Source organism: Pseudomonas sp. CLCA07 (assembly GCF_053615335.1).
Genome location: NZ_CM132131.1, coordinates 3,856,504 through 3,869,185, shown reverse-complemented (window position 1 = coordinate 3,869,185; position 12,682 = coordinate 3,856,504). Strand labels below are relative to the sequence as shown.

Below are 12,682 nucleotides of genomic sequence, written 5' to 3'. Positions count from 1 at the left end.
CCCGCGATGCAGACGCCGCGGTTCCAAATAAAAGCCTCTACAAAAAACCCGGCCGAAGCCGGGTTTTTGTTTAGCTGATCACTGCATCCAGGGCGGAGGCGGCTCTTCGGCTTTGCTCGGTGGCGCGTCGTCAGCAGCGCGGATCGCTTGCTTACGCTCTTCGTCCAGCCGCGCAGCCTCGATTTCGCGCATGATCCCGCCGACGTCGGCCAACTCTTCCGGCTCGTCGAATTCCCCGGTCAAGACACTGGCCGGGTGCAAGGTGCCGGCTTCGTACAACGCCCACATTTCCTTGGCGTATTTGGTCTTTTTCAACTCCGGCGCAAACCGCCCGAAGTAAGACGCCATGTTGCCCACGTCGCGCTCCAGCATGTTGAACGCGTGGTTGTTACCCGCCGCATCCACCGCCTGAGGCAAGTCGATGATGACCGGGCCGTCCGGGGTCAACAGCACATTGAACTCCGACAGGTCACCGTGCACCAGACCGGTACACAACATCAGCACGATCTGCGAGATCAGGAACGCGTGATATTCGCGCGCCTGGTCCGGCTCCAGCACCACGTCGTTCAGACGCGGCGCGGCATCGCCGTATTCATCGGCCACCAGTTCCATGAGCAGTACGCCTTCGAGGAAGTCATACGGCTTGGGCACCCGGACACCGGCACCGGCCAGACGGAACAAAGCCGCCACTTCGGCGTTCTGCCACGCGTCTTCGGTTTCTTTCTTGCCGAACTTGGAGCCCTTGGCCATCGCACGAGCCTGTCGGCTGTTGCGCACCTTGCGGCCTTCCTGATACTCGGCCGCCTGACGGAAACTGCGTTTATTCGCCTCCTTGTAAACCTTCGCGCAACGTAACTCGTTGCCGCAGCGCACCACATAAACAGCTGCTTCTTTACCACTCATGAGTGGGCGCAGCACCTCGTCAACCAGACCGTCCTCGATCAGGGGTTCAATGCGTTTTGGAGTCTTCATCAGCTTTTATTGTGGGTCCTTTATTACCAAACACGCGAAAGTCATTCGTTATACGGCAATCCAGTCGTTCGGGGGAGGGGTTGCCGACCTATGAACGTCGTGAAGCACGCAATGTGCCGGATTAATCACTCATCCGCCGCCGGTCGTCAATGACCGTCCGAGATCATAGCTGAGGCAACGACACCCGTAGGCGAAAGGTTCTGAGGGCATTTACGACAGAAACTGAAATCTTTATTCATACCGTTCAGTAGGATTTTTCCAATCCCGGCTCAATTTCCCCCTCCAGCGGCCGAAGTCCTCAAAGACAAAGGCAATTGTCCGACAAACTTTCCTACAGCAAACGACGGCGCACTCACGGACCCGAGATAAAGAACAACGTTTTCAGCTGCCAATATTCCGCGAGTCATCAGCACTGCGTGGGCCTACAAGAAAATCTGGAGCGTGGATGAACATCAAACAGAAGTTGACCTGGGCGTTTGCAATCATCGCCTGCTTGCCCGTGGTGCTGGTCGCCACCCTCGTTGTGCTGAATTTGCGCAGTGACGCCAAGGAGAGTTTCGTCGACGGCAGCGGCCGCGAAATTCGCCAGGTCAGCAACGCCATGCAACTGTTTTTCGACGGCATCAGCCAAAACGTCGACTACCTGGCCAACCAGCCCCTGATCAAGAACTCCGACGACAGCCTCAAGACCTACATGAGCGCCAACGCCGAGAGCATTCCGCAAAGCGAGATGGATAAAAAAGTCTTCAACCTCCTCCAGGACCTGGGCAAAAGCCACCCCTCGTACGCCTATGCCATTCTCGGCACTGCGGCTGGCGGTTATGTGTCCTGGCCGGACGATGCGAAGCTGAACAATTACGACCCGCGCCAGCGCCCTTGGTACAAAGCGGCCCAAGCCAAACCGGGCAAGCCGTTCCGCACCGAGGCCTATTACTGGGCACAGGACGACGCGACCTACGTCAGTACCGTGCGCACCATCGACAACCAGTTGGGCAGCAATGGCGGCGTGGTCAGCATCGACGTGACGCTCAAGGGGCTCACCGAAATCGTCAAACAGATCAAGCTTGGTGAAACCGGCTACCTGATGCTGCTGGAAAACACCGGCACGGTTCTGGTGGACCCGAAACAGCCGGAGCACAACTTCAAGCCACTGAGCAGCCTCGGCGAGGGTTACGCGCAACTGGCCAAGGCTGGCAAAGGCCTGGTGGAAGTCGAGCTGAACGGCGAAATCTACATGGCCAACGTCTGGCCGTCGGAGCAACTGGGCTGGACCTTCATCGGCCTGATCAAGCAAAACGACGTGATGAGCTCGGCCACCCAGCTGACTTGGCTGATCGCAATCATCGCGGCCGTGCTGGCCGTGTTCTTCGCCATCCTCGGCGCGAGTTTCGCCAGCGTCATCGTGCGCCCGATCCGCAGCGTGGCCAGCGGTCTGGAAGGCATCGCTCAAGGCGAAGGCGACCTGACCAAGAACCTGGAAATCCGTGGCAGCGACGAAACCGCGCAATTGGCCAGTTGGTTCAACCAGTTCTTGACGGCGATTCGCAACCTGATTCAAAGCATCGGAGGCGCTGCGACCAACATCCTCGCCACCTCCAAGAGCTCGACCCAGGTCTCCAGCGATATGGCCGAAGCCGCAGGGCGCCAGCGTGAAGCGGTGGACATGGTGTCCACGGCGTTCCACGAAATGGTCGCCACCGCCAACGAAGTCGCGCGTTCTTGCAGCCAGGCGGCGGACTCTGCCGACAACGGCCAGCGTCAGGCTCGCGAAGGTCAACAGCAGATTGATGCAGCGGTGAGCAGCGTTGATCGCTTGAGCCAGGAAATCGAACAGTCGGCGCAATCGATGCAGCAACTCGAGCGCGACAGCAACGACATCCAGTCGATTCTGGGAACCATTCGCTCGATCGCCGAGCAGACCAACCTGCTGGCGCTGAACGCGGCCATTGAAGCGGCACGGGCCGGTGAGCAAGGGCGCGGGTTTGCGGTCGTGGCCGACGAAGTGCGGGCGCTGGCCAAACGCACGGCTGACTCCACGGCGGAGATCGACGGTCTGCTCGGCAACCTTGCCAAGCGCACCAGCCAAGTGACTCAACAGATGCATGCGAGCCTGGAAGTGTCGCAGCAGTCGGTGAGCCGAATCGGCGAAGCACGCAACAGCTTTGGGCTGATTCGCGAGTCGGTGGACGTGATCCGCGATATGAACACGCAAATTGCGACGGCGGCAGAAGAACAGCATTCCGTGGCCGAAGACATCAACCGGCACATCAGCCAGATCCATGGAGATGCGCAATTGGTCGCGGAACTGGCCAACTCGGCGCGCCTGGATTCACAAAGCCTGGCCGGGCTTTCGAGCGAGCTGGACGGGTTGGTTCGACGCTTTAGAACCTGATCCCCAAGAACATCACAGATCCCCTGTGGGAGCGAGCCTGCTCGCGAAAGCGGACTTACATTCAACATAGATATTGAATGTGACGGCCTCTTCGCGAGCAGGCTCGCTCCCACAAGGGTCAGGTGGTGTTATTGCTTGAAGAGTTCGCCGGGGGTAAACCCGAACAGGCTTTTGAACGCAGCAATAAACGCCGACGTCGAGTCATAGCCACACGCCAGCGCAGCATTGGTTACGCTGGCGCCCTCCTCCAGCAAACTCAACGAAGACAACAACCGCATCCGCTGTCGCCAACCGCGAAAGCTCAACCCGGTCTCGCGCTGAAACAGGCGCATCAGGGTTTTTTCCGAGGTGCCCAACTGTTCCGCCCAGGCCTGCAGCGTCACGTTTTGCTCTGGTCTTTCAATCAACTCGTTGCACAATCCCAGCAGCCGCTCATGCCGTGGCAACGGCAGGGAAAACCCCACCTCGGGCAAGTTCGCCAACTGATCCAGCAACACACTCACCAACCGCGCTTCCTGGCTGTCGCCCTGCGGATATTCCACTGGCAGCAAGCAAAAACTCTTGATCAGCTCCCGCGCCAGCGGTGTGACTTCCAGTACCCGGCAGCGCCCGTCCGCCCACTCACAATCTTCGCGACGCACATACAGGCTGCGCATTTCGGCGCGCATCGAGGTCACGACCTGATGCTCCAGATCCGCCGGAATCCAGATGCCCCACTGCGGCGGCGCAAAGAAACTGCCCTCGGCAGTGTGCACGCCGAGGACGCCGCTGATGGCGTAGGAAAACTGTACCCAATCGTGGCGGTGCCGCGGTGTCCAGGAGCCGGCGTTCAGGCTTTCTACCCGGGCGAATAGCGGACGCGGTAACACTGACAACGTCGGAATGATCCGCTCGAGAGAAAGGTGTCCGTTAGTCGACATTAACTAGCCTTATGTCGCAAGGTGACTGATGAGATCGACGTTAGGCTAAGTCACGACTCCATACAAATCTATTTGATGCAGCTAATCCCTGTGGGAGCGAGCCTGCTCGCGATAGCGGTGTTTCAGCCAACATTTTGGTGACTGACACACCGCTTTCGCCGGCAAGCCCGCTCCTACAGGTTCCGGGTTTACTCAGGTGTTTCTTCAGCGCTCGATAATTGCGGTGACGCCTTGACCGCCGGCCGCGCAGATCGAGATCAAACCTCGGCCCTTGCCCGCCGCGTCCAGCAACTTCGCCAGGTTGGCGACAATACGTCCGCCAGTCGCCGCAAACGGATGCCCGGCCGCCAGTGAACTGCCTTTGACGTTAAGACGGCTGCGGTCAATGGAGCCCAGCGGCGCATCAAGCCCGAGGCGGGTTTTGCAATAGTCAGGATCTTCCCAGGCCTTCAACGTGCAGAGCACTTGCGCGGCGAAGGCTTCGTGGATTTCGTAGTAGTCGAAGTCCTGCAAGGTCAGGCCATTGCGCGCCAGCAATCGCGGCACCGCGTACACCGGTGCCATCAACAGGCCTTCGGCTCCGTTGACGAAATCCACCGCTGCCGCTTCGCCGTCACGCAGGTACGCGAGGATCGGCAGGCCACGCTCCTTGGCCCACTCTTCACTGCCCAGCAACACCAGCGACGCACCGTCGGTGAGCGGCGTGGAGTTGCCCGCCGTCATCGTGCCCTTGGCGCTTTTCTCGAAGGCCGGTTTCAGCTTGGCGAGCTGCTCCAGGGTCAGGTCCGGGCGCAAGTTGTTGTCGCGGGTAAGGCCGAGGAATGGCGTCATCAGGTCGTTGTGCCAGCCTTCGGCGTAGGACGCGGCCAGATGACGATGGCTTTCCAGCGCCAGTTGATCCTGAGCTTCGCGGGGGATGTTCCAGGTCTGCGCCATCAGCTCGCAATGTTCGCCCATGGACAAACCGGTGCGGGGTTCGCCGTTGCGCGGAAATTCCGGGATCAGGTGTCGGGGCCGCAATTGCAGGAACGTTTTCAGTTTGTCTCCGGTGGTCTTGGCGCGATTGGCTTGCAGCAAAATCCTGCGCAGGCCCTCACTGACACTGATCGGCGCATCCGAGGTGGTATCGACACCGCCGGCAATGCCGCAATCGATCTGCCCCAGGGCGATCTTGTTCGCCACCAGCAACGCCGCTTCCAGCCCGGTGCCGCACGCCTGCTGGATGTCATAGGCCGGCGTTTCGGGCGACAGCCGCGACCCGAGCACGCACTCGCGCGTCAGGTTCATGTCCCGTGACAGTTTGAGCACCGCCCCCGCGACCACTTCGCCCATTCGCAGGCCGTGCAGGTTGTAGCGTTCGATCAAGCCTTCGAGCGCTGCGGTGAGCATCGCCTGGTTACTGGCGGTGGCATACGCCCCATTGGAACGGGCGAAAGGAATACGGTTACCGCCGATAATCGCGACGCGGCGCAGCTGAGTCATGAAAAGCTCCTTGTGAAATATTCAATTTGAAACCCGATCACCTGTGGGAGCGAGCCATGTGGCGAGGGGGCTTGTCGGAATGCCGCATCACCCCGTTCGGCTGCGAAGCAGTCGTAGATATTCTGGGGCCGCTTCGCGACCCAACGGGGGCAAGCCCCCTCGCCACATGGCTCGCTCCCACAGGGGTCTGCATTCCATTTCAGGGTTTGCATTCCAATTCTGGTCTGCTGTCACCCTGAAATTCTCGCTACGAACTACTCTGCAATGTTCAAGCGTAGGCCTTATCTCGTGGATCGAACGACTGATTGCCAATCGTGGTCCACACTTTGAACCCCAGCTGACGGAGCACGTTCCATGTCTGACCGTTATATCGACTTCGCCAATTCGTCCATCGGCCATCGCCTGGTCGGGGCCTTGGGTTTGCCGTCGCCGGTCCGTCTGGAGCGCTGGCAGGCAGGCCGGCTGCGGCCTGTCGAAGGGGCGCTGTTGATTGGCGGTGGCCCGTTGGCTGAGAAAGTCAGTGCTTTCGCCAATCGCCTGACCGACGCGATTTACAGCTACGGTACCGAGCCGTCACTGGCCACCGCGTGGATTCCCGGCCACGGTCCGAAACTCAAAGCCGTGGTGTTCGATGCCAGTAACCTGGAACAAACCGGGCAGCTCAAGCAGCTGCGCGAGTTCTTCCAGCCGCTGATGAAAAACCTCGATCACAGCGCGCACCTGGTGATTTTGGGCCGTGCCCCGGAAATCTTGAGCGACCCCTTCGCCGCCAGCGCCCAGCGCGCACTGGAAGGTTTCAGTCGTTCGCTGGCCAAGGAACTGCGCAGCGGTGGCACCTTGCAGTTGATCTATGTCGGCGACGGTGCGGAAGATCAACTGGAAGGACCGCTAAGGTTTTTCCTCTCGCCTAAAAGCGCGTTTGTGTCCGGGCAAGTGATTCGGTTGAAGGCGTGCGCCACGCCGGTTCAGGACTGGACGCGGCCACTGGCAGGACGCAAGGCGCTGGTGACCGGCGCAGCACGTGGCATCGGCGCCTCGATCGCCGAGACGCTGGCCCGTGACGGCGCCGAGGTGATTCTGCTCGACGTGCCATCGGCCAAAACCGATCTCGACGCCCTCGCCGCGCGCCTCGGCGGGCGCAGCATCACCCTGGACATTTGCGCCGAAGACGCCGCCACACAGTTGGTCGAACAACTGCCCGACGGCGTCGATATCGTGGTGCACAACGCAGGGATCACACGCGACAAAACCCTGGCCAACATGACCCCTGAATTCTGGGACGCGGTGCTCGCGGTCAACCTCAATGCCCCGCAAGTGCTGACCAAGGCCCTGCTCGACAGCGGCACCCTGCACGACAACGGCCGGGTGATTTTATTGGCCTCCATCAGTGGTATCGCCGGCAATCGCGGGCAAACCAACTACGCCGCGAGCAAGGCCGGGCTGATCGGGCTGGCACAAGCCTGGGCGCCGTTGCTGGATCAGCGCGGGATCAGCATCAACGCAGTGGCGCCGGGGTTTATTGAAACGCAGATGACCGCGCACATTCCGTTCGGCCTGCGTGAAGCGGGCCGACGCATGAGTTCACTCGGCCAGGGCGGCTTGCCGCAAGACGTCGCCGAAGCTGTGGCCTGGCTGGCGCAACCGGGCACCGGCGCGTTTACCGGGCAAGCGCTGCGGGTCTGTGGACAAAGCGTCTTGGGGGCCTAGCGATGATCACCGATTGGCACACACTCAACCGCGAACCGAGCCTGCCTGCGTTGTACGTGCGAGCAGCGACGCGGCGCAAAATCACCGGCACCACATTGCCCGACACGGGTTTGCACTGCTGGGTCGATGTCGATCCCAAGCGCCTGGCGGCGTATCGCAACGTCTGCGGGTTTGCCGACAACGGATTGTTGCCGCCAACCTATCCGCACATCCTCGCGTTTGCCTTGCAAATGCAATTGCTCACCGCCAAAGAATTCCCTTTCCCCCTGCTGGGGTTGATTCACCTGAGCAACCGCATCCGAGTTCTGCGGCCCATGGGCGGCGTGCACCGGGTACGCGTCAGCGTGCAGGTGCAGAATCTGCAACCCCATGCCAAGGGGGCGACGTTCGATCTGGTAACCACGCTGGACGATCAATTGGGGACACTCTGGGAAGCGCAAAGCCAGATGCTGTGCCGGGGCGTCAAACTGGACGGGGAACCCGTCGAGGACGCGCCGGCACCCACGCTGGAGATGATGGAAGTGGCCCGCTGGAAAGCCCCCGCCGACATTGGTCGTCAATACGCCAAAGTGTCCGGCGACTACAACCCGATTCACCTGAGCGCCGCCAGCGCCAGACTCTTCGGTTTCCCGACGGCCATTGCCCATGGGTTGTGGAACAAGGCGCGCACGCTGGCGGCGCTGACCGATCACCTGCCCACGGCGAACATCGAAATTGCCGTGCAGTTTCGCAAACCGGTGCGGTTGCCCAGTGAAGTGACATTGCTGGCGAGCGCGGCAGGATCCAGTGGGGACTTTCAGTTGGTGGGTGCTGGGGATCTTGAGCACATGGTCGGGCATTGGCGGCCGGTGGCCTGATGGCTGACAGTGGAATCTTTGGAGTGCTTGAGATTGCTATCGCGAGCAGGTCGAATCGTCGCACCGTCACTCCCACAGGGGATTTGTGTTGATGCGCAAATCAAATGTGAGAGCGAGCCAATGTGGGGTTAGTGGGCCAATTTAGGTGGGTAGTTGGCCAGGATGCGCATAACAGTTTCATGTATCGCATTGCTACGATCCGTCGGGTTCGGCGAGCCGCTGAGCAGCTGTTCGTCGCTGCCGCGCCACACCAGTTTGCCGTCCTTGCCGTCGAGCATGTCGATCTGGATGGTCGCCACCTTATAGCTGACATTTCGGGTTTCGTTGTACATCGGCGCGCCCCAGTAACCGTTCCAGGGGTTGCCCCAACCGCCGCCATAATTGGTGGTCACTTGTTGCTGGCGCTCTTCGACGATCAGATAAGTTTGTACGTTCAAGTCGCCCTTGGAGCCGGCGGCAGCCGGACGCAAGCCTCGCTGATCCAGTTGATCGGCAACGGATTGGCGGATGCGTTGTTCAGTCAGGTCACTCTTGATCCGTGGATCATCGGGGCGATATTGCAGGGCGGGTTCTTTCCAGCTCCAGCTGCGGTAGGCGGCAAAATCGCGGCTGGCATCGAAGTCATGATTGACCTGGTTGGCGGCGCAGGCACTGAGCAGCGCGGCCACAGCCAGTACAGCGAAACGGCGGAACATGATGGTTCTCCAGTTGCAGGCAAAACGTGCGCAATGCTTCTTATCTACAGAAGCTAACTGGGAGGATACGCCGACATTGCCTTTTCTACAGCCTTGCGAATGGCATCGACTTGCTCGCTCTGGCTGCCCTTATCGCTGGTTTCAGCGCTGGCGCTCCACACCGGCTGACCAGTGGCCGCATCGAACATGTCCACCTGCACCACCACGACTTGTTCCTGATAGGTGCGCAGGATCGGCACGCTGCCGTACATGCCGTAACCGCTGCCGTAGTGGTTGTACCCGCCATAGCCGGCGCCGTAATAACCGTAGTCGTCCTGCACCTGCCGCATGCGGGTTTCCAGGTGCAGGTTGGCACTGACAAACAGGTCGGCCGGACGGTTATCGCGCATTGGCCGCAAGCCGCGCTGATCGAGCGCATTGCTGACCACTTCGGCCACCTGCGCCGAGTCTGCCCAGGTGGTGCCCGGCGGCAGATGACCGCCGAGCCACGCCCAGCTGCGATAACGTCCGTAGTCACGCGGTGGCGCCGGGTAGGCGCTGTGATCGAAGGTGGTGGCGGCGCCAGGTGGCGCCGGCGGTATCGGCTTGGACGATGCCACGTACGGGTTGCTGCCCGCACAGGCCGCCAGCCCGAGACAGATCAGCAGTAACCCTGAACGCCTTTTCATTGAGTGCTCCGCTCAGATCGGCCGACAGATCCAGTGCAGATAGCGCCCAAGCCCGGCAAAACTTGGGTGACGACGGTGCGCCAGCTCCATTTCCAGCAAGTCCACCAGCTCGGCGCGGGCCTGGAATTCCACAGGCATGTAGTCGTGAAAAACCCGAACGCCACTCTGGGTTTCGACCTGCCACAGACCTTCAAGTTGCGCCGCCAGCTCGCGCGGATCCAGCGGCTGTTGCGGGGTCAGGCTCTGCTTCTCGCCGGCCATGTCGTTCTTGCGCATCTTGCGAAAGTGGCCCTTGAGCAGGTTGCGGTAAATCAGCGCATCGCGGTTGTAGAAGGCCAGGGATAACCAACCGTCTTTTTTCGTCAGTTGATGCAAAACCGGCAAAATCGCATGCGGTTCGGCCAGCCATTCCAGCACGGCATGGCACAGCACCAGGTCGTAGGGTTCGGTGAGCTGACCGAGCAGCTCCTGCCACGGCGCCTGAATGAATGTCGCGTTCTGCCCGGCCTCGGCAAAGCGTTGGCGGGCGCCTTCGAGCATTGGCTCGGCGGGCTCGGCCAGCGTAACGTCATGACCACGCTGGGCCAGCCACAACGACATGTGGCCCAGACCGGCGCCGATGTCGAGTACGCGCAGCGGCCTGTCCGGCAGGGTTTCAGCCAGGTCGGCCTGAAGCACCGCCAGCCGGATCGCGCCTTTGGCCCCGCCGTAGATTTTTTCGGCGAAGCGTGTCGCCAGTTGATCGAAATGACGATCGCTCATCAGCTGAACCTCTTTTCGCTGTCCGCGAGTTTGCTGCGCACGACTTCATTCATGTCCAACCCCAACTCGCTGCACAGCAGCAATAAATAGAGCACGATATCGCCGATTTCCTGCCCCGCGTGGGCAAGCTTGTCGGCCGGCAACTGACGCGACTGGTCTTCGGTCAGCCACTGGAAAATCTCCACCAGTTCGGACATTTCCACGCTGGCAGCCATGGCCAGGTTTTTCGGGCTGTGAAATTGCCGCCAGTCATTGCGATCACGGATGGCGTGCAGGCGTTCGGTCAGTTCAACAAGGTTCATCGGGCTCTCCTGAAGGCGTATAGCTTCGGGGGGATGGCCGGCGATGGCAAGCTTCTCGGTACAGCGCGGTGCTTTGCACCATAATCAAAAAGATCGCAGCCTGCGGCAGCTCCTACAGGGAACTCGCCAATACGATCAATGGCCCAAGGCTCAACCACTTTCATCAGGACGATAACGACATGCAGGTAGAAGGTTTTTTCGAATGGCTCGGCCAGGCGCTCGGTTCAGTCATCCGCTTTATCGTTGACGGCCTCAGTGGCTTGTTCAATCTGCTGAGCAATGCCGGCGGCAACTTTGTCGAAGGCTTGTCCATGGCGTTGGGGATGGATGCTTCGATCATCAGCATCATCGCGCTGATTCTGGGCTTGATGCTGTTGTGGTCGGCGATTCGGGCATTCATGAATGCTTCGATCATCATGGGGATCATCTGGTTGATGCTGGGGCTGTGGTTGCTAAGCTGGATTATTCACTAACACCTAAAACCCTGTGGGAGCGAGCCGGCTCCGGGCGGCTCGCTCCCACACTGGCTATGCGCTCGCCTCCCGCTACAATGCCGGCTTCGCCAAGGAGCCTGCATGTCCAACCTGATTGCCGACTGGCGTGACCGCCCGACCCATCGTCGGGTCTGGGCGCTGGCAGCGCCAATGATACTGTCGAACATTTCCGTACCGCTGGTGGCGCTGGTCGACAGTACGGTCATCGGCCACCTGCCCCACGCCCATCAGTTGGGCGCCGTTGCGGTCGGGGCCAGTTTGTATACATTCCTGGCCTGGGCCATGGGTTTTCTGCGCATGGGCTCCACCGGTTTCGCGGCGCAGGCCGCCGGACGTGGGGATGGCGCGGCGTTGCGGCAGATTTTGTTGCAAGGTTTGTTATTGGCCTTGGGCCTGGCGATTGTCCTCGGCGCCGCAGGCGTTCCCTTGAGCAGCGTCGCGTTGCACTTCATGCAACCTTCGCCCGAACTGGATCAACTGACCCGCGAGTTTTTCCACACGCGGCTGTTCGGGCTGCCGGCGGCGCTGGCCAGTTATGCACTGGTCGGCTGGTTCCTCGGCACCCAAAACGCGCGGGCACCGCTGGCGATTCTGCTGAGCACCAATCTGGTGAACATCGCGCTGAACCTGTGGTTCGTCCTAGGGCTGGAATGGGGCGTGGTCGGTGCGGCCCGGGCGTCGGTGATTGCCGAATGGACCGGTGCGCTGATTGGCCTGCTGCTGACGCGCAAAGCCTTGCGTGCCTACCCAGGGCATATCGTCTGGGCCGCGTTGGCGTTGTGGCAGAGTTGGCGCCCATTGCTGGCGGTCAATCGCGACATTTTCATCCGAAGCCTGGCGCTGCAATCGGTGTTTTTCCTGATCACCGTGCAGGGCGCGCGACTCGGTGATGCCACCGTTGCCGCTAACGCGCTCCTGCTTAACGGCCTGCTGCTGACGGCACACGCTCTGGACGGTTTGGCGCATGCCGTGGAAGCCTTGTGCGGGCATGCCATCGGCGCGCGTGATCGAGTGGCGTTGCGGCGCTCACTGGTGGTCGCCTGCGGCTGGTCATTGCTGGCGAGCCTGGGTTTCGCCGTGTTGTTTGCGTTCGCCGGGCACCTGTTTATCGAAATGCAGACTGACATCCAGAGCGTGCGCGATACGGCGTTCATCTACCTGCCCTACCTCGCTTCGTTGCCGCTGATTGCAGTGTGGAGCTACCTGCTCGACGGACTGTTTATCGGCGCCACTCGTGCCCGGGAAATGCGCAACGGCATGCTGCTGACCGTGGTTCTCCTGCTGCCCTTCGCCTGGGCACTGCAGGGCCTGGGCAACCATGGGTTGTGGATCACGTTTTTGCTGTTCATGGTGTTGCGCAGCCTGACCCTCGGCGCGTTCGCCTGGTACTTGCGCAAGAACGACGGCTGGTTCGCTGGATGATGGGAGGTC

Annotated in this window: 12 protein-coding genes and 1 pseudogene; 6 read left to right on the top strand and 7 right to left on the bottom strand. The window is 60.7% G+C overall.

From position 1 onward, the window contains the following. Positions 1–78 precede the first annotated feature (78 nt). Complete coding sequence (locus ACWGZX_RS17765; protein ID WP_046032972.1) at positions 79–972, bottom strand: PA4780 family RIO1-like protein kinase; 894 nt, start codon at positions 970–972, stop codon at positions 79–81. A gap of 445 nt (positions 973–1,417) precedes the next feature. Between ACWGZX_RS17765 and ACWGZX_RS17760 the strand changes: the two are divergent. Further along, positions 1,418–2,458: pseudogene (locus ACWGZX_RS17760) on the top strand (cache domain-containing protein); the annotation flags it as partial. 138 nt (positions 2,459–2,596) lie between these two features. Continuing rightward, entirely contained in the window at positions 2,597–3,364 is a 768-nt protein-coding gene (locus ACWGZX_RS17755) for a methyl-accepting chemotaxis protein (RefSeq protein WP_411741843.1), read from the top strand. A 128-nt stretch (positions 3,365–3,492) separates the two neighbouring features. Here the strand turns inward: ACWGZX_RS17755 and ACWGZX_RS17750 are convergent, their stop codons facing one another. Then, positions 3,493–4,284 carry an AraC family transcriptional regulator gene (locus ACWGZX_RS17750; protein WP_452624808.1) on the bottom strand — a complete coding sequence of 264 codons (792 nt, stop codon included), beginning with the start codon at positions 4,282–4,284 and terminating at the stop codon, positions 3,493–3,495. 204 nt (positions 4,285–4,488) lie between these two features. Then, entirely contained in the window at positions 4,489–5,766 is a 1,278-nt protein-coding gene (locus tag ACWGZX_RS17745) for an acetyl-CoA C-acetyltransferase (RefSeq protein WP_452624807.1), read from the bottom strand. A gap of 354 nt (positions 5,767–6,120) precedes the next feature. On the opposite strand from ACWGZX_RS17745, the gene ACWGZX_RS17740 reads away from it, so the two are divergent. Further along, entirely contained in the window at positions 6,121–7,473 is a 1,353-nt protein-coding gene (locus ACWGZX_RS17740; RefSeq protein WP_452624806.1) for a 3-oxoacyl-ACP reductase, read from the top strand. Between the two features lie 2 nt (positions 7,474–7,475). Continuing rightward, positions 7,476–8,330, top strand: coding sequence for a MaoC family dehydratase (locus ACWGZX_RS17735; protein ID WP_452624805.1), 855 nt, complete (start codon positions 7,476–7,478; stop codon positions 8,328–8,330). A 128-nt stretch (positions 8,331–8,458) separates the two neighbouring features. Here ACWGZX_RS17735 and ACWGZX_RS17730 read toward each other — a convergent pair whose 3' ends face one another. The 4 genes from ACWGZX_RS17730 to ACWGZX_RS17715 are packed head-to-tail and all read right to left on the bottom strand — an operon-like array spanning position 8,459 to position 10,757. After that, positions 8,459–9,025 carry a DUF4136 domain-containing protein gene (locus ACWGZX_RS17730; protein ID WP_452624804.1) on the bottom strand — a complete coding sequence of 189 codons (567 nt, stop codon included), beginning with the start codon at positions 9,023–9,025 and terminating at the stop codon, positions 8,459–8,461. 53 nt (positions 9,026–9,078) lie between these two features. After that, on the bottom strand, positions 9,079–9,693 hold the full coding sequence (locus ACWGZX_RS17725) for a DUF4136 domain-containing protein (protein ID WP_452624803.1): 615 nt from the start codon (positions 9,691–9,693) through the stop codon (positions 9,079–9,081). 12 nt (positions 9,694–9,705) lie between these two features. After that, complete coding sequence (locus ACWGZX_RS17720; RefSeq protein WP_223515236.1) at positions 9,706–10,455, bottom strand: methyltransferase domain-containing protein; 750 nt, start codon at positions 10,453–10,455, stop codon at positions 9,706–9,708. Continuing rightward, complete coding sequence (locus tag ACWGZX_RS17715) at positions 10,455–10,757, bottom strand: MazG-like family protein (protein WP_223515233.1); 303 nt, start codon at positions 10,755–10,757, stop codon at positions 10,455–10,457. Before ACWGZX_RS17715 ends, ACWGZX_RS17720 begins: the two co-directional genes overlap by 1 nt. 179 nt (positions 10,758–10,936) lie before the next feature. On the opposite strand from ACWGZX_RS17715, the gene ACWGZX_RS17710 reads away from it, so the two are divergent. After that, on the top strand, positions 10,937–11,230 hold the full coding sequence (locus ACWGZX_RS17710; protein ID WP_223515230.1) for a hypothetical protein: 294 nt from the start codon (positions 10,937–10,939) through the stop codon (positions 11,228–11,230). A gap of 102 nt (positions 11,231–11,332) precedes the next feature. Continuing rightward, positions 11,333–12,673, top strand: coding sequence for an MATE family efflux transporter (locus tag ACWGZX_RS17705; RefSeq protein ID WP_452624802.1), 1,341 nt, complete (start codon positions 11,333–11,335; stop codon positions 12,671–12,673). Positions 12,674–12,682 lie beyond the last annotated feature (9 nt).